15 protein-coding genes and 1 pseudogene are annotated in these 21,072 nt (G+C 68.5%); 6 read left to right on the top strand and 10 right to left on the bottom strand.

The window, feature by feature from the left end:
* Nucleotides 1-298 precede the first annotated feature (298 nt).
* The gene (locus tag P8A20_RS04300) at nucleotides 299-1,330 is read left to right on the top strand and encodes an alpha/beta fold hydrolase (protein WP_147960314.1); all 1,032 of its coding nucleotides are present in this window, start codon (nucleotides 299-301) and stop codon (nucleotides 1,328-1,330) included.
* Nucleotides 1,331-1,387: 57 nt separating this feature from the next.
* Here the strand turns inward: P8A20_RS04300 and P8A20_RS04295 are convergent, their stop codons facing one another.
* On the bottom strand, nucleotides 1,388-2,188 hold the full coding sequence (locus tag P8A20_RS04295; protein ID WP_306102891.1) for an SAM-dependent methyltransferase: 801 nt from the start codon (nucleotides 2,186-2,188) through the stop codon (nucleotides 1,388-1,390).
* A 307-nt stretch (nucleotides 2,189-2,495) separates the two neighbouring features.
* Here P8A20_RS04295 and P8A20_RS04290 point away from each other — a divergent pair, with 307 nt between their 5' ends.
* The 3 genes from P8A20_RS04290 (at nucleotide 2,496) to P8A20_RS04280 (ending at nucleotide 4,588) form a co-directional block, all read left to right on the top strand.
* The gene (locus P8A20_RS04290; RefSeq protein WP_306102890.1) at nucleotides 2,496-3,146 is read left to right on the top strand and encodes a hypothetical protein; all 651 of its coding nucleotides are present in this window, start codon (nucleotides 2,496-2,498) and stop codon (nucleotides 3,144-3,146) included.
* Between the two features lie 81 nt (nucleotides 3,147-3,227).
* Nucleotides 3,228-3,932: a hypothetical protein gene (locus P8A20_RS04285; RefSeq protein WP_147961460.1), complete on the top strand. Its 705-nt coding sequence runs from the start codon at nucleotides 3,228-3,230 to the stop codon at nucleotides 3,930-3,932.
* Between the two features lie 5 nt (nucleotides 3,933-3,937).
* Entirely contained in the window at nucleotides 3,938-4,588 is a 651-nt protein-coding gene (locus P8A20_RS04280; protein WP_306102889.1) for an SMI1/KNR4 family protein, read from the top strand.
* A gap of 101 nt (nucleotides 4,589-4,689) precedes the next feature.
* Here P8A20_RS04280 and P8A20_RS04275 read toward each other — a convergent pair whose 3' ends face one another.
* On the bottom strand, nucleotides 4,690-6,087 hold the full coding sequence (locus P8A20_RS04275; protein ID WP_306102888.1) for an MFS transporter: 1,398 nt from the start codon (nucleotides 6,085-6,087) through the stop codon (nucleotides 4,690-4,692).
* Between the two features lie 47 nt (nucleotides 6,088-6,134).
* On the opposite strand from P8A20_RS04275, the gene P8A20_RS04270 reads away from it, so the two are divergent.
* Nucleotides 6,135-7,454 (top strand): aminotransferase class I/II-fold pyridoxal phosphate-dependent enzyme, encoded by a 1,320-nt coding sequence (locus tag P8A20_RS04270; protein WP_306102887.1) that lies wholly within the window; start codon nucleotides 6,135-6,137, stop codon nucleotides 7,452-7,454.
* On the opposite strand, the gene P8A20_RS04265 is transcribed toward P8A20_RS04270, so the two are convergent.
* A complete protein-coding gene (locus P8A20_RS04265; RefSeq protein WP_306102886.1) occupies nucleotides 7,431-8,837 on the bottom strand; it encodes an MFS transporter in 1,407 nt (468 codons plus the stop codon). The two genes, P8A20_RS04270 and P8A20_RS04265, sit on opposite strands and share 24 nt — an antisense overlap.
* A 70-nt stretch (nucleotides 8,838-8,907) precedes the next feature.
* Here P8A20_RS04265 and P8A20_RS04260 point away from each other — a divergent pair, with 70 nt between their 5' ends.
* A complete protein-coding gene (locus P8A20_RS04260) occupies nucleotides 8,908-9,906 on the top strand; it encodes a GlxA family transcriptional regulator (protein WP_306102885.1) in 999 nt (332 codons plus the stop codon).
* 7 nt (nucleotides 9,907-9,913) lie between these two features.
* Here the strand turns inward: P8A20_RS04260 and P8A20_RS04255 are convergent, their stop codons facing one another.
* The 7 genes and pseudogenes from P8A20_RS04255 to P8A20_RS04225 form a co-directional block, all read right to left on the bottom strand.
* Nucleotides 9,914-10,570 carry a YceI family protein gene (locus tag P8A20_RS04255; RefSeq protein WP_147961465.1) on the bottom strand — a complete coding sequence of 219 codons (657 nt, stop codon included), beginning with the start codon at nucleotides 10,568-10,570 and terminating at the stop codon, nucleotides 9,914-9,916.
* Nucleotides 10,571-10,755: 185 nt separating this feature from the next.
* Nucleotides 10,756-12,890 (bottom strand): annotated as a pseudogene (locus P8A20_RS04250) (UvrD-helicase domain-containing protein).
* A 44-nt stretch (nucleotides 12,891-12,934) separates the two neighbouring features.
* Nucleotides 12,935-14,464: a serine/threonine-protein kinase gene (locus tag P8A20_RS04245; RefSeq protein ID WP_371934432.1), complete on the bottom strand. Its 1,530-nt coding sequence runs from the start codon at nucleotides 14,462-14,464 to the stop codon at nucleotides 12,935-12,937.
* A gap of 382 nt (nucleotides 14,465-14,846) precedes the next feature.
* Nucleotides 14,847-15,296 (bottom strand): hypothetical protein, encoded by a 450-nt coding sequence (locus P8A20_RS04240; RefSeq protein ID WP_306102883.1) that lies wholly within the window; start codon nucleotides 15,294-15,296, stop codon nucleotides 14,847-14,849.
* Nucleotides 15,293-19,903: a putative T7SS-secreted protein gene (locus P8A20_RS04235; protein ID WP_306102882.1), complete on the bottom strand. Its 4,611-nt coding sequence runs from the start codon at nucleotides 19,901-19,903 to the stop codon at nucleotides 15,293-15,295. Before P8A20_RS04235 ends, P8A20_RS04240 begins: the two co-directional genes overlap by 4 nt.
* A complete protein-coding gene (locus tag P8A20_RS04230) occupies nucleotides 19,903-20,550 on the bottom strand; it encodes a hypothetical protein (protein ID WP_306102881.1) in 648 nt (215 codons plus the stop codon). Before P8A20_RS04230 ends, P8A20_RS04235 begins: the two co-directional genes overlap by 1 nt.
* Nucleotides 20,547-21,035, bottom strand: coding sequence for an SseB family protein (locus P8A20_RS04225; RefSeq protein ID WP_306105113.1), 489 nt, complete (start codon nucleotides 21,033-21,035; stop codon nucleotides 20,547-20,549). Before P8A20_RS04225 ends, P8A20_RS04230 begins: the two co-directional genes overlap by 4 nt.
* Between the last annotated feature and the right edge of the window lie 37 nt (nucleotides 21,036-21,072).

Raw genomic sequence — 21,072 nt, 5'->3', positions numbered from 1 at the left:
TTGACCTCGGTGATGTGGTGCAAGCACGACGATAGGACGCGTGCGCCCGGAGAGGTTCCTTTCCACTTAGGGGGCAGGACCGTGCGACGAGGAGCTCTCCGTGCCGACACGGAACCGGCCTGCCGCCCGCGATGATCACAGGGCGCGTCTTCCGGCGTGTGCGCCACCCACGTGTTACGAATGCCGAAGCGGCGCACAACCACCCGGGCGCCGCCCGAAACGTCCCGGTAATCCGCCCGGCGCGGGAGCTTCCTACCCTCGCTCGGGAATCGTCGGAGCAGCAGACGGAGGCGGTCCCGTGGCCGGCGCACCAGCACGCGGACGACAGGCCGAGCAGAGCGTGGAACTGTCCCACAGGATCATCCACGGCTACCGCCGCGCCTACAGGATGGCCGGGGAGGGGCCCGCCGTCCTGCTCATCCACGGTATCGGCGACTCCTCCGCGACCTGGGCCGAGCTGATCCCCGAGCTGGCCCGCCACCACACCGTGATCGCCCCTGACCTGCTCGGTCACGGAGACTCCGACAAGCCCCGGGGTGACTACTCGGTGGCCGGCTACGCGAACGGCATCCGGGACCTGCTGGGAGTCCTCGGCATCGAACGCGCCACCCTGGTCGGCCATTCGCTCGGCGGCGGTGTCGCCATGCAGTTCGCCTACCAGTACCCCGAACGCACCGACCGGCTCATCCTGGTGAGCGCGGGAGGCGTCGGGCGGGAGGTCAACCCCGTCCTGAGAGCGGTGTCCCTCCCGGGCGCCGACCTCGTGCTGTCCACCCTGCGCCTGCCCGGAATGCGCGGTCAGGTCGGCCTCTTCACCCGGCTGATCAAGCTCCTCGACACCGACCTCGGCCAGGACGCGGGCGAACTGCTCGACCTCGTCGACGCCCTGCCCGACACCACCTCCCGGAGCGCCTTCATCAGCACGCTGAGGGCGGTGGTCGACTGGCGCGGCCAGGCGGTCACGATGCTGGACCGCTGCTACCTGGCCCAGGGCATGCCCACCCTCCTGCTCTGGGGCTCACGGGACAGCATCGTCCCGGTCCGCCATGCCCACGGAGCCCACGCGGCCATGCCCGGCAGCCGCCTGGAGATCTTCGAAGGGGCGGGACACTTCCCCTTCCACAGTGACCCCGTCCGGTTCCGTGCCCTGGTCGAGGACTTCATCCGCACCACGGCCCCGGCCGACTGGAGTCAGGAACACTGGCGCGAACTCCTACGCGCCGGCCGGCCGGACGGCGGTGACGGTGCGCCCGGCCCCGAGTCCGGCCCCGCGTCCGTCCGCGCTGGGGACCGTCACATGCCGGAGACGGGTGAACGCAGCGTCACCTGAGGACGCGGGGTGCCGGGTCGAGACGACCCGGTGGGCCCTGTCGGCGAGGGAGGGACGTCAGGCCTTGCGGGCGACGGCACACCACATGGGCAGGGTGTCGTCCGGGACGTCGGATGCTTCGGGCCGCCAGCGCGTCAGGGTGACCACACCCGGTTCGAGGATCTCCAGCCCCTCGAAGAAGCGTTCCACCTCCGCCTGGGTACGCGGGGTGGCCGAGGCGTGGCTGGCAGCGCGCTCGTTGTAGATCCGCATGGACTCGGCGACCTCGGGGGCCGTGACATCGGCCGCCGGGTGCGAGAGGACGAGATGACTGCCGGGGGCGAGGCGGTCCAGCAGGCGACCGGTGATGTCCCACGGGTCCTCGGCGTCCTTGATGTACTGGAGGATCGCCACCAGCATCAGGCCGACCGGTTCGTCGAGGTCCAGGGTGCGTGAGGCCTCGTGGAGGATCGTGTCGACGTCCCGCGCGTCCGCCTGCACGTAGTCGGTCTGCCCGTCGGGGCCACTGACCAGGAGCGCCCGGGCGTGGGTCAGCACGATCGGGTCGTTGTCGACGTAGACGACACGCGATTCGGGTGCCGCCCGCTGGGCGACCTCGTGGGTGTTGTCCGCGGCGGGGATGCCCGTGCCGATGTCAAGGAACTGACGGATCCCGGTCGTGGCGAGGTGGCGGACGGCACGCCCGAGGAACGCCCGGTTGGCCCGGACCGACGGCACGATCGTCGGGTTGGCCTCCGCGGCGAGTTCGGCCGCCTCCTGGTCCACCTGGTAGTGGTCCTTGCCGCCCAGCCAGACGTTGTAGACGCGGGCGGGATGCGCGGTCGTGGGGTGGGGCGTGGGCAGCGGGTATGCGTTCATCGTTCGTCACCTCGTGCGGCCGAGAGGCCAGGTCGGACTCGTGTTCGGTCACGGTACCCCCTGATCAGCCGCCCTCCGTCGACCCGGGGGCGGCGAGCCCGTACTCCTCAAGTCCGCTGCGTACAGGGCTGCTGACTGCCTGTCAGGACCCCTGGGTGCCCGGCCGCGTGCGCGCCGCGTCGCCGTCTCCGGGGACGGGATACCGTGGGCCGCGACGCGCCCTCTCCGGCTCCCCGGGTGCCGGTGGAGCGGCCGGGCCGGGCGGCAGCTGGTCGGGAACGAAGCAGAGGGCAGTGGGGGCGGGGGCATGGGCGCGAACGGGCGGACACCGACACCCGGAGCGGTGGCCGCGAAGGCGCGGGAGGGTGGGGTGCCGCCTTCCGGTGGCAGGAAGGCCGCAGGTTCCCTCGCGTGGGCGGTGGCGCTTCCGGCCGTGATGATCCTGGGCGCCGGGGTCGGCCAGTGGGTGACCTGGATCGGCGTCGTCGTCATGCTGGCGGCCGTCGCGGCGGCCGCATGCCTGATCGGTGGCGTCTGGCACCGGGCCGGCGCCGCGACCACGGCCTCCGTGGCCGGATTCCTGCTGATGCTCTTCGCGGGGCCCGCGGTGTACGAGGCCTACATGACGACGGTGGGTGAGCCCGCGTCCGCCGTGGTGACCGAGGTGAGCGACCGGCACAACAGGCGGGGTGCCGACATGTTCTGCTCGGTCCGGGAGACCGGCGGCGACCGGGCGACGTACGAGGTCTCGCAGCAGGAGAACTGCTTCGGCCAGGCCGAGGTGGGTGACCGGGTCGAGATCCGGAAGGACCCGCTCGGTCTGCTGGACCCGCGGCTGCCCGACGGCCCGGACCAGGAGAACACCACCGAGATCACCCTCGCCGCCGCCACGGGTCTCACCCTGCTGACCGCCGCCGCCACGTTCTACGCGGGGCAACGTCGACGGCAGGCGGTCTGACCGGTCCCGTGGTGGGGGTGTCCTGTCCGACCCTTCCGGGGCGTGCCGTAATGTGATCGGCCCATGTATCCGGGGGTCTGTGTGCGCGCGAAATCTGTGACGGTGGTACTGGCCGGCCTGCTGCTGACAGCGGCCGTCACCGGCTGCACGGGCGAGGGCGGGCAGGGCGAGGAACTCTCCGCCGACGCTCTGCTCGACGAGGCACACAAGACGATGGAAGCGCTGGAGACGGTCACCATCGCCTCGTCGACCACGGGGTCGGCAGGCAGCAGCTACTCCAGTCGGCAGACCACCGACCTCAAGGGCCGGTGCACGAACAAGATCACCTGGACCGAGGGCGGCAGCCTCGAACAGATCCGGATCGACGACACCGACTACGTACGCCCGGACCGGGTGTACCTCGACCGGTGGTCGGGCCGCGAGGCGGCCGGAGGCAAGGCCCAGAACCGCTGGATCAAGGCCCCCTCCAGCAACGCCAAACCCGGGGACGGGCTGGTCGACTGCACCTGGCCGTTCGCTGCCTTCGGGACGGCCGCGAAGGGGGACCGTACCGAGATCGACGGCCGCCCGGCGGTCGCGCTGCGGGTCTCCGACGATGCGGACGGAGCAGACGCGAAGGGCACCTACACCTTCTACGTCGCCACCGAGGGCAAGCCGTACCTCCTCAAGGTCGCCTACAAGGGCAGCGACTACCGCAGCACCACGTCCTTCAGCGCCTTCGACGAGCCGTTGGGCGTGCGAGCCCCGGCCGGGGACGACGTCCTGGACGCCGCGGACGCCGGTTAGGCGTGATGTCCCGGACCGGCCGCGCCCCTACGACCACCGACTGGACCGCGGAAGCGCGACGCATCGCCCGCGGGAGGCGCGCCGGCGAGGTCGGCTCCGCCCCCTCGCGGCAGGGGGCCGGCGCCGCGGCTCCGCTGTCCGAATCGGAGATCCGTGAAGCGGAGGCGGAGCTGGGCATCGCCTTCCCTGACGAGTACCGCGCGTACCTGCGCCGGCAGGACGTCGGCGGCGCGGTGAACCGTCTGTGCCGGTCCACGGAGGGCTGGGGCTGGCACGGTGACCCGGACACCAACTACGACCTGCTCACCACCGCTTTCCCTCATCCTGACTCCTACCGTGCTCACGAGGACGAACTGATCGGGCGAGAGCCGCTGACGCAGGACTTCCCGGAACACGACGCCTATCAGGCGGCGTTCGAGCAGTGGGATGCCGAGTACGAGGTCTTCCAGGAGCGCAGGACCGCCGGCGCCGTGTTCATCCAGGACAACGGCTGTGGTTTCTCCACCCTGCTCGTTGTCACCGGCCCGCACCGGGGCTCGCCGTGGTTCGACGGCCGGGCCACCTGCGACCAGATCCTGCCTCTGGACCTGGGGGGTCAGCCCGTGTCCTTCACGGACTGGCTCGCTCGAAGGTCCATGGACCTGCTCGGCTGGTGAACACCGCCGGGATCCGGCCGGTGCTCAGATCGTCCGATTTCCCTGGCGAAAGCCATGCCGGTTCGAGCACGCGATGACGCTACCCGGCGTGTCGGCGCAGATCACAGTGGTTTCGGACAGTGGCCGCTCCTCGACCTGGCGACGCTCTTGGGTGCTGCCCCCGCTGCCCCCGCTGCCCCCGCCGTCCCCGCCGTCCCCGACTCGTCCGGCCGGACGAGTCGGTGCTGCGCCAAGCAGGCCAGTACGAGCGTGGCACCGAGCACCGGCCAGGCGAACGGGCCGGCGCTCACCGCCGCTCCCACGACGACCGGGCCGAGGCTGCGCTGGGCGGACTGGGCCAGGCCGTGCGCACCGAGGTAGGCACCCTGTGCCTCGCCGGGTGCGAGTGCCACGGAGAGTTCCCAGGACGAGAGCGAGTGCAGGATCTCCGCGAGCGTGAACGCGACAGCCGCGAGGAGGACGGCCGCCGTGGCGAGCCAGGGGCCAGGGCCGGCCGAGGCGGCGAGCGCCACCCCTCCCGTCAGGAACGCCGCGCCGATCGGGACGAGCAGGCGGCGGGCGGCCGCCCTCGTCTCCCCGAAGCGTGACAGGGGGACCTGGAGGGCGATCACCAGCACGCTGTTCAGGACGAGCACCAGCGGTGCGAGTCCGACCGGTGCGTCGGTGGCGTGGACGATCCACAGCGGGAATCCGACCTGGAGGATGCTGTCGTCCAGGAACAGCCATATCTCCGAGCCGGTGAACGCGAGGTAGCGGCGGTCCCGCCAGGGTGTCGCGCGCCCGGTCCGGGAGGCGGGACGCCCCGCTCCGGTGGGCCGGGCGCCGTTCCCGGTGGTGGGGTCCGAGGGCGTCACGACGCTGCTGGTGGCGGGGGACGCCACGACGCGGCTGGGGGCCGGCGGTTCCGCGCAGCGGAGTGTCAGGGCTCCGATGACGACGTACGAGAGGACGTTGGCGAGCAGGAGAGCCTGGTAGGAGGCGGTGGTGCCCACGGTCAGCGCGGCGGCAGCACCGGCGGCGCCGACCGCCCACCCGATGTTCACGGCGGTGCGCTGGATCGCCTGGTAGCGGATGCGGTCGGGACCGGCGACGCGTGCGGCGAACAGCTTGGTCAGGACACTCGACGCGCGGTCGGGCAGGGCCCCCAGCGCCGAGAACAGCACAAGCAGCGCATAGTCGTTCGTCGTCAGCAGGGCCAGGAGTGCCGCGCCGCGGGCAAGTTGGGTGATGACCAGGATGCGGGTCACGGGGAAGCGGTCGGCCAGCCGTCCCGCGAGCGGTGGCCCGGCCACGCCGAGGATGCCGGACAGGCCCATGAGGGCACCGATCTGGGCGATCGACAGGTGTGCGACGTAGACGAAGTAGAGCGTGGCCGCTCCGCTCCACAGGCCGGTGCCCACCTTGTCGATGATCGCCACCACCAGCATGCGCCGCCCGTCGCGACCGCCCGGAATCGTGAGGCGGCGGGTGAACGGCACGCGTTTCGGCGTCGGTTTCATCGGGATCCCCCTTGACACAACTTTTGTATCGGTACAAACTGTTCTCTGTGGCAGAACAATATGGGATCGTCGGCGGTACGGCCAGGGAGATTTCGGCGTCCGTCGAGAGCGGAGTTGCCGACGGCGCTCTCCGGCCGGGCGCCTCGCTGCCTCCCGTGCGGCGGCTGGCCGAAGCGCTCGGCGTCAGCGCGGGGACGGTCGCGGCGGCGTACAAGGAACTGCGCGTACGCGGGGTGGTGGTGACTCTGGGGCGTGGTGGCACGGTGGTGGCGTCCGCTCCCGCCGTCACCTCGCGTCGCCCACCGCGTGTGCCCGCCGGCCTCCGTGACCTGGCAGGCGGTCACCCGGACCCCGACTGGCTCCCGGCGCTGACCCCGCCCGCTCGTGTGGAACCCGTGCCCGGATCGCACCGTGCGTCGCCGAGGCTCGCCGCGCTGGAGGGCGCGGCCCGCGCCTGGCTGGCCCGGGACGGTGTCCCCACCGACGCGGTGACCTTCGCCCACGGGGCCCTGGACTGCATCGCCAGGCTGTTGTCCACCGAACTCAGACCCGGTGACGCCGTGGCGGTCGAGGATCCGGGCTTCCACCATCTCCTCGACCTGGTAACGGCGTTGGGCCTGCGCATGCTGCCCGTGACGGTCGACGACGAAGGCATGCGCCCGGAGGCGCTGCGCTCCGCACTCCGGGCGGGAGCCCGGGCCGTGGTGTGCAGCCCTCGCGGCCAGAGCCCGCTCGGCGCCCGCTTCACCCCGGACCGCAGGGACGAACTCCTCTCGGTCCTCCGCGACTTCCCCGACACGCTGGTCGTGGAGGACGACCACAACGCGGACATCGCCGGTGCCGACGCGGTGACCCTCGCTTCGGGAGAACTGCCCCGCTGGGCCCATGTGCGTACGGTGTCCAAGCACCTCGGGATCGATCTGCGCTGGGCCGCTCTCGCCTGCGACGCCGCCACCCTCGCGCGCCACGACGGGCGGATGCTGCTCACCTCGGGATGGGTCAGTCACATCCTCCAGGCGACCGTCGCGGGTCTGCTGACCGACCCGGAGGTGACAAGGTTGGTGGCCCGGGCTGCCCGCACGTACACCGTCCGGCGTGAGGCCCTGGGGGCGGCGCTGGCGGAGCGCGGGATCGCGTCCCACGGGTCGAGCGGGCTCAATGTGTGGGTGCCCGTCCGGGACGAGTCCGCGGTGGTCAACGGGCTGCGCACCCGGGGCTGGTGGATCGCGGCGGGGACACGCTTCCGCATCGCTTCCCCGCCCGGCGTGCGTGTCACGACCGCCACCCTCACCCCGGCCGAAGCGTCCACCCTCGCAGCTGACTTCGCCGAGGTGCTCGCGGACTCACAGGCGGTCTACGGCGGTTAGACGCGTCCGACCGGCCGGCGAGACGCGCCGGACGAGCAGCGACAGCAGAGCCGCGGCGGCGCACAGGGCGCCGAGGGTCACCCAGACGGGAGCGTACGTCCCGAAGGCGTCGCGGGCGGCTCCGCCTCCGTAGGCGGCCAGCGCGGCGCCGACCTGGTGGGCCGCGCCGACCCAGCCGAACACCACCGCGCCGCCGTCGCCGTGAAACTCACGGCACAGGGCGACGACCGGGGGCACGGTGGCGAGGTCGAGCAGACCGAAGGCGACGACGAACCCCACCATCGGCGGCTGCACCGTGGCGCTCATCAGCATCGGCAGGCACATCAGGAGCAGCCCGCGCAGGGCGAAGAAGACAGCGAGCAGCCGGCGCGGGTCGCGGCGGTCCGTGGCCCACCCGGACGCGACGGTGCCGATCACGTTGAAGACCCCGATGGCCGCCAGCAGGGACGACGCCGTGGTGGCCGGCATGCCGTGGTCGTGGGCGGCAGGGGTGAAGTGGGTCCACATGATGCCGTTGGTGGACGCCCCGCAGATCGCGTACGCACCCGCCATCAGCCAGAAGGGACGCGTGCGCGCCGCGTCGCGCAGGAGGGCGATCGCCCTGCGGCCCGCACCCTCGGCGGGGGTGGGGCGCGGCACATGACGGTCGGCGCCGTAGGGCTCACGCCCCACGTCCGCGGGGTGGTCGCGCAGTACGAGCCACATCAGCGGCGCCGTCGCACACGCCGCGAGTACGAGGGTGACGAGGGAGGGGCGCCACCCGTGCCGGTCCACGATCCAGGACAGCGCCGGCAGGAACACCATCTGCCCGAAGACGCTCCCGGAGGCGAGCAGACCGGTGACCAGCCCGCGCCGCCTGACGAACCACCGCTGGGTGACCGTGGCTCCGAAGGCCGTGGCCATGGAGCCGGTGCCCAGACCGACGAGCACACCCCAGTACAGGGTGAACTGCCAGGCCGTCGCCATGACGGAGGTGAGAGCGGCCCCCGAGGCGATGACCAGAAGAGCGACGACCACGACGCGGCGCATGCCGAAGCGGTCCATGAGGGCTGCGGCGAACGGGGCGGTGAGACCGTACAGGACCATGTTCACCGAGGCCGCGAGGCCGATCGATCCGCGGGACCAGCCGAACTCCCGGTGCAGGGGCCCGGTGAGCAGGCCGGGCAGGGTCGAGAACGCCCCGGCCACGACGATCGCGAGCAGCGCGGCAGCCGCCACCCACCACGCGCGGTGACCGAGGCGGCCGCGGTGCGGGGGAGGGGCGGGGCTACCGACGTGCCCGCTGTGCGGGGGAGGGCTGCCGTGATCGAGGTTGCCGCGGTGCGGGGGAGGGTCGGGGCGATCGAGGGGGCTGCCGTGCGAGAGGCCGGTGACTGCGTCCATGCGTCGATCGTCATCGCGTACCCGTAGGGCGACCACTGGCGAGATGGACGGCTTCTGCAAGAATCTGGCCATGGCGAACAAGAGGCATCGAGTGGTCGTGCTCGTACGCCCCGGGCTGCTGCCGATGGAGCTCGGGATCGTGCACCGCCTGTTCGGCCAGGCGGTCTCGGCGTCCGGAGACCCCCTGTACGACCTCGTCACCTGCACACCGAGGCCGGGCGTCGTGCCGACGGACACCGACTTCACTGTCAACGTCGCCGAGGGCCCCGAGGCGCTGGAGCGTGCGGACACCGTCATCGTGCCGGCGGCCCAGGAGGACTACGAGCCGCAGGCGCGCGGGCGGATCGATGCGGATGTTGCCCGTGCCCTGGCCCGTATCCCCCGCGGAGCGCGGGTGGCGTCCATCTGCACCGGTTCCTTCGTCCTGGCTGCGGCCGGACTGCTGGACGGGCGGCGGGCGACGACGCACTGGAAGTCGTGCGACGAGTTCCTGGCGCTCTACCCGGAGATCGAGGTGGACGCCGACGTGCTCTACACCGACGACCGGGGTGTCCTGACCTCGGCCGGTGTCGCCTCGGGCATCGACCTCTGCCTCCACATGATCCGTACCGACCACGGAGCGGAGGTCGCCAACACGGTGGCCCGCGGCACCGTCGTCCCGCCCCACCGGGAAGGCGGACAGGCCCAGTTCATCGAACGACCGGTCACCCCGCCCGAGCAGTGCTCGACGGCCCCGGCCCGGGAGTACGCCCTCCGGCACCTGGACCGGCCCCTGAAGCTGGCCGAGCTGGCGGACCGCGCGTCGATGAGTGTGCGGACCTTCAACCGGCGTTTCCGGCAAGAGGCCGGTCTCACGCCCATGCAGTGGATCATCCAGCAACGTGTCAGCAGAGCACGGCAGTTGCTGGAGAAGACCGACCTCCCGGTGGACCGGATCGCCACCGACGCGGGCTTCGGCACCGGCACCGCGCTACGACAGCACTTCCACACGGCGCTGGGAGTGTCGCCGCGCGCCTATCGCTGCACGTTCAGGGGCACACCCGACGGTGGCGCGGAAACCGGTGCCTGAGGGCGCGTCAGGCAGCGGCGGGAGTGCGGATGGCCGCGATGTCGAATTGGAGGCGCAGCCGCTCGCTCACCATGGCTCCACCTTCGGCGAGCCGGGCGTTGTAGGTCAGGCCCCAGTCGGAACGGTTGATGGTGGTGGTCCCGTCGAACCCGACGCGCTCGTAGCCGAAGGGATCGGTGACGTAACCGATGTACGTGAGGTCCAGAGTCACGGGGCCGGTGATGCCCCGGATCGTGAGGTCGCCGGTCATGCGGTAGACGTCCTTGCCGATCAGCTGAACGGCGCTGCTCGTGAAGCTGATCCGAGGGTGATTCCTGGCATCCAGGAAGTCCCGTCCGGTCAGATGTGCGTCACGCTGCTCCACGCCCGTGTCGACACTCGCGGTCGCCATCGATATCTCGGCCCGGGAGCGTGCCGGGTCGCGCCCGTCGAAGTAGAGACGGCTCTCGTACTCCGTGAACGCGCCGCGCACGGTCGTCACCATGGCGTGCCGCACGGAGAAGCCGATCCTGCTGTGTGCGGGGTCGATCATCCACTCCCCGGTGAGAGCGGCCAGGCGGGGGTCGGGAAGAACTGCGGCACCGGTGGCCTCCGGGGCGGCAGTTGACTCCTCCGTACGGGGCTCCGGACGGCGGAGCAAGGAGCTGCGGCTGAAGAGGTTCATGGGACAGTTAGTTACTCTGAGGTAAGTGGAACCCGCAAGAGCCGATCAAGGAACCCGACCATTCATGGTCAGACCTTCACAAGGTGACGTAACGGCGGTGGCGGAGGGTTGCCTGCGCCGACCGCGGACAGGTTCACGCCGGTTGCGGACACTCGTGCTCGGCCTGATCTGCAACGCCGAAACTTTCACAGCCCTGCCTCCAGCAGGAACTCACTCGGGTCGCCCGACCACGAAACGTACAGCCCGTCCCGGGCCCGGGTGCACGCGACGAACAGCAGACAGCGCTCCGCCAGCAGGTCCGCGTCGTGCTGGAGCCGGTCGACCTCCGCCGCGGTGACCGCCCTCGGGAACGGAAGGGCGCCGTCGCTCACCCCGATGACCGCGACGCACCGGAACTCCAGTCCCTTGAACGCGTGCATCGTGCCGATCTGTACGGTGTCCGGGTCGGCCGGCGCGTTGCCCCGGAGTCGCACGGCAGGGATGCCCGCCGCCCTGAGGCGGTCCACCGCCCTGTCGCAGGTCTTGTTGAACCGGGCACTGACACCGATCTCGCCCGGCGCGATGCCGCTTGCGAGCCATCCGCACACCTTCGCGACCAGGGCGTCCAGCTCGGCGTCCTCCGAATCCCCGCCGAACGTCTCGGGCCCGCTGCCGTGCAGGGCGGAACGGTAGCCGAGCAGGGTTTCGTTGCGGGCGTCGTCCGCCAGTTGTTCGAAGGGGCGGCCGACAAGAAGCGCGGTGGACCAGCTAAGGATCTCGTGGGTGGAGCGGTAGTTCTTGCGCATCTTCGTGGACCGGCCGGTCACCTTCACGCCGACCGCCCTCAGAGAGACCCTCGTGTCGTAGATGCGCTGGTGAGGGTCGCCCGCGATGAACAGATCGTCCGGGCGCGCCGGAGCGGCGGCCCGCAGCAGCCGCCACTGGGCCGGGTGCAGATCCTGGGCCTCGTCGATGACCACGTGCCTGTATGGCGGACCCGAGGTCTCCAGCAAGTCGGCGGCCTCCGCGCACGTGCCGAGGTGGTGCGCAGCCCGTCGACGCCGAGCCGGTCGGTGAACTCCTCGACGGTGCGCCACACCAGAGCGCGGGCGGAGGTGGGCAGAGCGCTGCCGCGTCCTCGTCGCTCGCAGGCCTCGTACTGTTCCGGCGTCCGCAGGTTCTGGGCGAGGACCACATGCTTGTACTCCTGCGCGAGGAACTGTGGAGTGCCGGTGAAACCGGTGACGCGAGCCGCCCGTTCCCATCGGGCCTCCTCCTCACCGCCTCGCAGAGGCCGACGCGACGTGGACACGACACGGCCCGCGAACGCGTCGACGGTCATGATGTCGACACGGTCGCGCAGCACCTCGTCCTCGACCAGGGCGGCGAGACCGGCGCGCAGTGCAGTGACCAGGGCATTGGTGTACGTCGTCAGCAGCACCCGGTCGCCGTCGCGCAGATGGCCCAGGAGGTGGCGTACCCGGTGCAGGGCGACGACCGTCTTTCCGGTCCCGGGACCGCCGGTCACCTGTGCGGGACCGGAGTACGAAGGGCGGTAGGCGACCTTGTGCTGCGACGGGTGGAGGAAGACCCGCCAGGCCGCGAACGGCTTGTCCAAAATGTCACGCAGCTCCTCCGACGCGGTGACGAGAGCGATACGCGCACGGGTGCGCTGAATCGCCGTGGCGAAGTCCTGTGTGTCCACGGGCGGGTCACCGGCGGAGACGGTGGACATGGCCACGGACACCACGTCCCGCCAGACGTCCTCGACGCTGAAACCTGCCGCCAGATACTCCAGGACCTCGCGCTGGTCCTGGGGGAAGTACGGCGCGAATACCTCCAGTTGTTCGGCGTCGGTGAGCACGCGGGCCTGCCGAAGAGTGGTCTCGTCGATGCCGAGCGCAGCCATGTCGCCATCCGACACCTTCGCGAACAGTCTCTCGTCGGGAGCCGGAGCGATTTGCTCATACGCGGGAGTGAGCTCGTCAAGCATGGCGATGTCCCGGATTTCGACGGCCCGGGTGACCGTGTTGATGCTGGCCTTCTGCTTGATCGCCCACGAGATCGCCTTGTCGTGCGGCATCACACGCAACAGCACGTACGTGTCACCGCTGTCCGGGGCCAGGACGACACCGCGCGTGCCCTGGTCGATGCGGATGGTCCGGATGTGCGGATCGCGAGCCCGCTTGAGGGTCTCCAGTTTCAATCCTTGGTCCCTGAACAACTGGTCGAGGGTGAGACGCTCGAACTTCTCCCAGGCATCGAACACTCCCTGTTTGACGCTGCCCTGGAGCTTGCTGAGTTGTGCGCAGAAGTCGATGTCGAACGCGAGGTGGGGCATGGGCGGACTCTCCGGGGGAGCGACGGGTGTGGAGGCGGTGGCGGTCAGACAGTCGGGCCGTCGAGATCGAGCTCGATCAGGCTCAGCACCTCGGCGACCTCTTCGGACATGTCGTCCGTCGGACCGTAGACCAGGCACAGATCGTCGTGGAGGGGAGCGAGGATCAGCTGTGCCTCAGGCGCCTGTCCCTGGGCAAGCAGGAGCATGCCGATGTCCCGCCGCAATTCGACCGCCTCGTCGCTGACGTCGCCGTCGACCGTGCGGACAATGTCCAGGACACCCCGTAGCGCGGCCAGTGCATCGGTCGCCTGGCCCAGCTCGGCACGGCACCGGGCAGCCTGGGCACGGCACGCACGTGCCTGCGTACTGCTGGGACCGCCGGTACGCGCGTATGCGTCGGCCAAGGCGTCGAACTCCGGCAACGCCGCACGGTAGTCGCCGCCGAGCAGCCGGATGGCGGCGCGTTGCGTCCGGAGCTCCAGGACCTTCCTGTTCTCGGCGCCGAGTGCATGGGCGGCCGGCTCGATGATCTCGCTCAGCACCTCAGCGGCCTGGGCGAACCGCTCCTCGTCCAGCAGTGCGTCGGAGTGCGCGTATGCCTCCGCGATCTCCTCCCGCAGCTGCGCGGGCACGGCGACGGGGGCCGGTTGTGCGGCGGCCGGATCGACCGTGGTGGGCACAGGCCGTCCTGCACCGGCGCGGGCACGTGGCGCGTACGGCTGACGGAAGATCGCGGTCGGATCCGGCGCTCCCTGCGGCCCTGCCTCACCGGGAGCAGGCCCCGCGCCGGGCGCGGGCAGGAAGTGCCGAAGCCGCTCGTACACCTCCTGAACGTCGGCGGGCCGCGCCTCCGGAGCCTTGAGCAGCAGGTGCAGGACCAGCTCCTCCAAGGAGTCCGGCACATCCGGTCGCAGCAGGCGCAACGGGGTCGGAGCGGCGTTCACGTGCTGGTACATCACCAAGTACTCGCTGTCGGCGGTGAACAGAGGCCGTCCACCGAGCAGTTCATGCAACACGCAACCCAGCGCGTACAGATCGGTCTGAGGACTGGTGCGCCCGCCGCGGACCTGCTCCGGTGCCATGTACTGGTAGGTGCCGATAGGGCTGCCGGTCGCGGTGAGCTTGGTGACGTCCGTGCGCAGGATCGCCGCGATACCGAAGTCGAGGACCTTCACCGTCCCGTCCCGGGCGACCAGGATGTTGGACGGCTTGAGGTCGCGGTGGATCACCGGCACGTCGTGGGCGTGCGACAGCACGGTGGCGACCTGCGCGGCGACCGCCACGGCCCAGCTGACGGGCAGCGGGCGATCGGGGTGGATGTACGCGGACAGGGGGATGCCGTCGACGAGCTCCATGACGAGGAAGAGCCGCTCGAAGGTGTCGTCCAGCACCGCGTCGTACACCTGCGGCACGCCGGGGTGCTGAATGCGCGCGGTGATGCGCGCCTCGCGCTTGAACCGCTTGGCGAACTCCTCGGCCAGCTGCGGTGAACCGGCGACGGCCTGCCGCCGGACCACCTTCACGGCGACGGGCCGGTCCAGCACGGCGTCGTAACCACGCCATACGTCTCCCATACCGCCGCTGTTGAGCTCCTCCAGGAGCTCGTACCGTCCGGCGATCGGTTGGTCCGGCACCTTGCCCCCGTGTGTGCGTGTGCTTGATGGCCGGCACGTGTTGGCGCGCGGACCCGACATGGTGGGGCAAGTCTCTCCGGACGGCGATCTCCAGTCCAGCGAAGTCGAGGGAGCGCGTGAGGAGCCGTCACTTTCCGGTCACCGCGCCGAAGCGGTCGGTCCTGCGCGGCTTGATCCCTGTGGCCGACAGCGGAACGGGCGCTGTGTTCGTCCTCGGTGCGCGAACGCCCGCCTCCGTGGTCGGCGAGAAGAACTCGCTGACTTCATCACGACACGAGGCGCCGAGAAAGTGAGGAAGGCGTGCAATTGTTTCATCGCGCCCCTACTGTTTTCGCGTCGCGGTCGCGCGCAGGTCCCGTAGAGCGGCGCGAAAATCGTTTTGTACCGGGTCCGTTGCAGCAAGGCCGGAAAGTTCCTCGTCAGCAAGGATCTGAGCGGACCGGAGGACTGCGTTTGAAAGGTCATCAAGACTCGATTCCCCAAGCAGCGTTCCGCTTTCCGATACCGACACGAGTCCTTTCCTTGCGCATTTGAAATCGAGCCGGAATGACGTGTCGACACCTGTGAATGAGATCTGCTTCTTCTCCCCGGAGAAGAGCATCCTCAGGGAGTCGAGAAGGAGGGTGACTGAAGGGTAGATCATCATTCCTTGGTCGGGAACGTGGCCGCCTGAATTTGCTGCTCCACGCTCTCCCTCGACAAGGATGTCCCCGAGGTCGAAACCGCTGGGTTCACCCTGTCCTGCGCGAACTGAAAATTTTACCTTGATCACGGACTGAAGCTCTTTCCTACTGGGAAGAAAGTAATGATCCGATTTCCGTCGGAAGAATCCACGACCAAGCGGTAAACGGCTCGCATGCCATTTACGTTCATTCGCTTCTCCAGCGTCTGGATCGTGCGATTTGGATCCGATATTCGTGTACCCTTTTCGATGATCTTATCCGCTGCCGCTTCCACCTGCGCGCGTGTCGTGGTGGGGGGCATGAGGTCACCGTGGCCATGTGCGGCGGTTCCGCTGATGTGTCGCTCGTCGATGTGCTGCCATCCCTCTTTCGTGTTGCCGTCCTCGAGCCTCGGCTTCACGCGGCACAGGGACAACCCTAGGGGATCTATCCATGTGTAGGGATTGGGGCCATACCAGTGAGGGTTCGGGCCGCCCTCCAGCCCGATCGGGTCCGGACTTATGTAGCGGGATACGTCAGGGTCGTAATATCGGAGGTAGTTGTAGTGCAGAAGGCTTTCTTGGTCGAAATACTGGCCCGGAAAGCGCAAAGGGGTATACGCTGAACTGTCCTTGGCCCATTCTGTGGTGCCCCACACTGACCGGCGAACGCGCCAAGAAATGAACCCCGACTCGTCGATAAGTTCAGTTGGGCTACCTACCAAATCCGTTATGATGGCGAAGAAGCGCTCGTCGACTGTGTCCTGTGGGGCGCCTTGAGTAGCCACACGTTCCGTCTGGGCAAGAGGTCGAATTCCGTCATGATCCCAGGTGAGGGTGACGTACCTGAGCATCGCGAGGTCGTAGCTGCTCTCCTCACACAATGTGACGCCATCCCAGACGAAGACGATCTCGTCCAGCACAGTCTGTGAATCGTCGGCAAGGCGCTGCTTCGCAGTACGTCGGCCCAGGGCGTCGTACTGGTACCGCCAAAGAGTCCCGTCCGGGGTGGTCAGCGAGACGAGACGATCCTCGGCGTCCCACTGGTACCTCCACGTATCGGCCTTGCGTGAAAGGTGCGTCTTCTGACGCAGAACGACACGACCCTGTGCGTCGTGTTCGTAGCGGACGTTGCCTGCTCGGCTGACGCGTGTGCCGTTGTAACTGCGAGGGCCGGCGGCTTCTTGACGTGGGTGGGATTTCGGCAGAGAAGCTGAGGTCTGGTTTCCGGCCGCGTCGTAGGCATATCGCTCGGTCCAGTGCGCTGAGTGGGATGATGTCACCCGTCCAACTGCATCCAGGTCGAAGCGACGGACGCCGGAAAGCCTGTCGTTGATGCTCGTGAGGCCACCATCTCCTCGATAGTGGTAACCGCGTTGCTGGATAGTACGCCCACCACTGATGACCTGCTCGTCTGTTAGACGGCCCATCACATCGAAGGTGTTTCTGAGCGTGATGTCTGCGCCTACACGGCGGACCAGCTCCTGGCCCATCGCGTCGTGCTCGAAGGTGAGTGTTCGTCCCGAGGACGTGAGCGAAGTACGTCGCCCTGCCGCGTCGTATGCCCATGTGCTGATGGCCCCGGACGGAGTCGTCCGTCCGGTGCGACGGCCCAAGTCGTCATATTCGAAGGTGCTCGTACGGCCGTTGACGGTTTCGGACTTGAGTCGTCCGTAGCGGTCGCGCATGCGAGTGATCGTGGTGTCGGAACTGGCCGCCTTAGCCAATTCGTCAAATATGTCGTACTCGAACGTGGTGACGGAGTCGACGGTCTTCTTGTGTAGAACCTGGCCCAGTTCGTTGTGTTCGAAGAGAGTGGTCTGTCCTAGGCCATTCTTCCGGGACACCAGTCGGTTGGCAGAGTCGTAGGCATATGAGAGAGTCCGGTGGTCAAAATCAATCTCGCACTGAATTCGACCAGCTGGGTCGTACAAATATTTCCATGTCAAGCCTTGCGGATTAGAAACCTGGGCGAGCTGGAGATTCGAGTCGTAGCTGAACTCGTAGCGCGCTCCGTCCGGGTCGGTCCGTCCCGTCAAAAGATCGAAGTCCGTGTACTCGTGCACCGTGACTCCGCCCAGAGCGTCGGTGTGGCGGATGCAGTTGCCTTCGCCGTCATACGCCCAGCTTTGTTCGGTTCCATCAGCTTCCAGGCGGCGTGCGATCTTCCCTTCCACCGTCCACTCGAATTTGGTGACGACTCCGAGTTCGTCCACAGTTGACGTCGGACGGTCGAATGTATCGTGTATGCAGCGAGTGGTCGCGCCGAGAGGATCCGTCACAGATACGGTCAGTCCCGCTTTGTTGCACTGGATGATAGATCTATTACCCAAGGAGTCGAATTCCGACAGCAGGTGTCCCGCCTCGTCGTACTCGTAGAGCGAAGTAGCCCCGCTGGGGTGGATAACCTTCGTGCAGTTTCCGCGTTCATCGTAGCTCTGCCGAGTCACATTTCCATCGGTACCGACTATGCGTACGGGGAGACCGAAATCATTGTATTCGGCGCGGGTTTGTCGCCCGTCTGGCCGCTCCACCAGGGTGGGACGGCCGTGCACGTCGAATGTGGAGCGAGTGGTGTGTCCAAGCGGGTCCGTGACAGACAGCAGCTGGTGGAAACGGTCGAAATCGAAGTGGGTGACCGCGCCCATGGGATCGATCTCGGCGACGACTTGTGAGCGGTCGTTTACTACGTAACGCGTGGTGTGGCCGAGGCTGTCCGTCATGGACGTCATGCGCAGACCGGTCTCAGGGTCTGTGCCGTCCCAGGTGAAGCGGGCTTCGAGGTGGCCGTTCGTGCCGGCCTGGTAGATGCAGCGGTCGTGTTCGTCGTAGACGTATTCGTACCGGCTGCCGTTGGTGTCGGTCCAGGCGGTGATGCGGCCCAGTTCGTCGCAGTCGAAGCGCATGGGCTTGCCCGATGAGTTGGTGACCGTGGTGAGGTGGCCGTCGGTGTAGCCGTATCGCAGGATCTCCTGGTCGGTGCCGTCGGGGCCGGCGCCTGCCAGGTGTAGGGCGGTGACCCTGCCTTCGGCGGTGGTGAGTTTCAGGTGGTAGCCGCCGTGGTGCACGATCGAGGTCGGGGCTCCTGCCTCGTCGTGCTCGAAGGCGATCCAGCGGCCGTTGCGGTCGTCGATCTGGGCCAGGAGCGCCAGTTCTCCGGTGGGCTGGTCGACGAAGTGCCGGACCTGGCCGGTTTCCGGGTCGGTGACGGTGTAGCCGTCGGCCACCCGGTCCAGCGGCCAGCGCCGGCCGTGCGTGGGCATGACGGGAACACCGGGTGCGGGGTGCGGGTAGGCGAGCAGACTACCTTCGTTGCAGCTGAAGACCACGCCTTCCGCGTCGATCTCCAGCCGCTGGTCGACGGTGCTGGACCAGCCGGTGCCGAACCAGCGTCCGGCCCGGTGCGAGGAGTCGAAGACACGCTCGAAGACCAGGGGCAAAGACCCGGGCAGTACGATGTCGGTCTGCGGGAGCAGCATGCGCCCGGTCGCGACGTCGACGGGATCCCCGGCGCACTTGACCTTGCTGCACTGCTGCCCGTGGGAGTCAGGATTGTTCTCGTGTACTCGGCGGTTGGGGCTCCTGGGGCGTTCGGCGAGGTCTTTCATCCCGGCCCGCAGGCCGCCCTTGATCAGGCCCCCGCCCTTGGTACCGATGAGTTCGGGCACGAGCCGGCCGAGGAATTCCGAGGGGTCTCCCTTGGCCGCGTCCCAGGCGTTCTTCAGCGCGCGGTCGGGGTTGGCGACGGTGGAGGTGAGGCCGGCGAGCGTCATGTTGACGCCCTTGTAGTACTCGGCCGGGTGCGTCAGGTTGTACGGATCCTGCGGGTTGACCGACCGGACGAAGTTCACCAGCCCCGCGGTGCCCTTGATGACACCACCGCCGAAGTGCGCCAGCTCCATACCCTGGCCGACCCCGTAGTCGAACAGCTCCTGCTTCGCCCGGTCCATCCCGGTCGGTTCCTTCGGAGCGTGCGCCATCGCGGCCGTGATCGCACCCTTCGCGGCCTCGCCGGCGTCGTCACGCGCCCGCCGGGCCCGCTGAAGGATCTCCTGCGCGTGCCGGCGCTTGGCCGCGCCCGGGTCGGAGAACGTCCCCGGATGCGGAAGCGGATGGTCGGTGTTGCGGACCGCGTTGTACGCCTCCGCCTTCTCCTTGAACGCGGCCGCCGCGGTCTCGTAGTCCTGCTTGCCCTCCTTGTACAGGGCGATGGCCTCACCGGCCTTGGCCTGCGCGCTGGTCACCACCCCGGCGAACGTCTCCAGCGCCTTGGCCGCGTCCTCGAACGCATCCGCCGCCCGCAACCAGTCGGTCGGCAACGTCTGGAACTTGGCCCGGAACGCGTCGGCGGCCTCGCCCTTCCAGTGACCGGAATCCAGCTTCTTCATCCCGCCACCGACGAGATCGAACGCCTTCTGAAAATCCCGGAGGTTCTTCACCGCCGCACTGATCTTCTCCGGCCGCCCATGGATCAGCTCATCGGCTTCCTCGCTCTGGCCGAGCTGCTGCTCCCCGACCTCCGCGCCCAAGGAGGAGGCGGTCTCATCGCCCCAGTCCTCGACCTTGTCCGCCCACTCATCGGCACCGACCTTCTCCAGGCCCGAGCCGAGCACATCGGTGCCCTTGTCGATCCCCTCGCCGAGAACCTCCTTGCCCTTGTCGACAAGGTTGCCCGCACCGTCGTACAGAGCGTCGCCCCACTTCCCCCAGTCCACCATCAGCGACTCTCCCCCCACCGCGGCTGCTCAGCCTGATCGATCGTCTCCTGCGACGGATCAAGCTGCTCCCGCAACCGCTCGTCCGCAGCGTCCCGCACCTCCGGGGCCAGCAGCCCGTTGCGCTCCATCGAGTCGAGCGCGGCGTCCTCCACGTCGTAGGCGGTGTCCTTCCAGGTCTGCTTCACCTCGGCATGGGCCGCATCCCACGACTCGCGGCTGTAGTCCGGGTTGTCATACGCGGACTGCGTACTGACCTTGTCCCAGCTCATTGCCTTGACCTCGTCCTCGGACGCATGAGGATTCCCGTTCAGCGAGTTCACACCGATCTTGATCGAGTCCTTGACGTACTGCTCCTGCTCCGCGAATGAACCCGCCGACAGGCCCACCCCCAGCGCGAAGCCGTTCCCCTTCTGCGTCAGGGCCCGGACACCCCACTCCCACCGGTCGCAGAACGTCTCGAACTCCGACGTCAGCCCGCCATGCCCCAACTCCAGACCCGACAAAGCAAGATCAGAGAAACCCCGCCCCACCGACGCCTCGCCGATGAATCCCAGCTCCTTCAGCTCCGCATGCGCCAGATCGATCCCCTTCGCGATCAGCGCCAACGCCTCCGGCGGAACCTGAAGATCCGACCCCTCCCCACTCACCGCGTCCCCCCGAGATCCACCGCAACCGCATCCGGAACGATGCCCGCCACCGGCGGGAACAACATCCCGTCCGTACTGCCCGCATCCAGCGCCACCCCGCCAGGACCCGGCAACATCGGCACCATCACATCCAACAACCGAGCACCCAGAACGGTCCGATACGCCCACTCCCGCCCGGACTCACCACGGGCCAGCGCGAACCGTGCCAGCGCCTCCTCGTCCGAGAACGCGCAGATCCAGCGCACACCGTTCAGATCCGCCGACCACAGATCACCGGCCCCATCAAGAGGCACCAACACCGCCGTACGCCGAAACTCACCCAGCAACACAGCAAACTCTCGGCGGGCCGTACGCAACTGCTCCTGTTGGATATCGACCGACGTTGCAGCAAGTGCCCGCCGGGGAGGCGGACCCGGAAGGTCCAGGTCCGCCAGCCGTGACCGCCTGCGCTGCTGTTCCGGTATCCCGTCCCCACCCGTGGTCATACGCAGGATCATCACATGCGCGGATTTTCAAGTGCAA

It is taken from the genome of Streptomyces sp. Alt3 (assembly GCF_030719215.1).
In the GTDB taxonomy this organism is placed as follows: domain Bacteria; phylum Actinomycetota; class Actinomycetes; order Streptomycetales; family Streptomycetaceae; genus Streptomyces; species Streptomyces glycanivorans.
Note: the sequence above shows the minus strand (reverse complement) of the source record. Positions and strands in the feature narration are given on the sequence as shown.

What these genes read in the sequence shown, in the direction of transcription:
- P8A20_RS04265 (WP_306102886.1), bottom strand. Translation starts at nt 8,837, where the DNA reads ATGGACGCAGTCACCGGCCTCTCGCACGGCAGCCCCCTCGATCGCCCC.
- P8A20_RS04295 (WP_306102891.1), bottom strand. Translation starts at nt 2,188, where the DNA reads ATGAACGCATACCCGCTGCCCACGCCCCACCCCACGACCGCGCATCCC.
- P8A20_RS04245 (WP_371934432.1), bottom strand. Translation starts at nt 14,464, where the DNA reads ATGGGAGACGTATGGCGTGGTTACGACGCCGTGCTGGACCGGCCCGTC.
- P8A20_RS04260 (WP_306102885.1), top strand. Translation starts at nt 8,908, where the DNA reads ATGGCGAACAAGAGGCATCGAGTGGTCGTGCTCGTACGCCCCGGGCTG.
- P8A20_RS04235 (WP_306102882.1), bottom strand. Translation starts at nt 19,903, where the DNA reads ATGGTGGACTGGGGGAAGTGGGGCGACGCTCTGTACGACGGTGCGGGC.
- P8A20_RS04280 (WP_306102889.1), top strand. Translation starts at nt 3,938, where the DNA reads ATGTCCCGGACCGGCCGCGCCCCTACGACCACCGACTGGACCGCGGAA.
- P8A20_RS04290 (WP_306102890.1), top strand. Translation starts at nt 2,496, where the DNA reads ATGGGCGCGAACGGGCGGACACCGACACCCGGAGCGGTGGCCGCGAAG.
- P8A20_RS04275 (WP_306102888.1), bottom strand. Translation starts at nt 6,087, where the DNA reads ATGAAACCGACGCCGAAACGCGTGCCGTTCACCCGCCGCCTCACGATT.
- P8A20_RS04225 (WP_306105113.1), bottom strand. Translation starts at nt 21,035, where the DNA reads ATGACCACGGGTGGGGACGGGATACCGGAACAGCAGCGCAGGCGGTCA.
- P8A20_RS04255 (WP_147961465.1), bottom strand. Translation starts at nt 10,570, where the DNA reads ATGAACCTCTTCAGCCGCAGCTCCTTGCTCCGCCGTCCGGAGCCCCGT.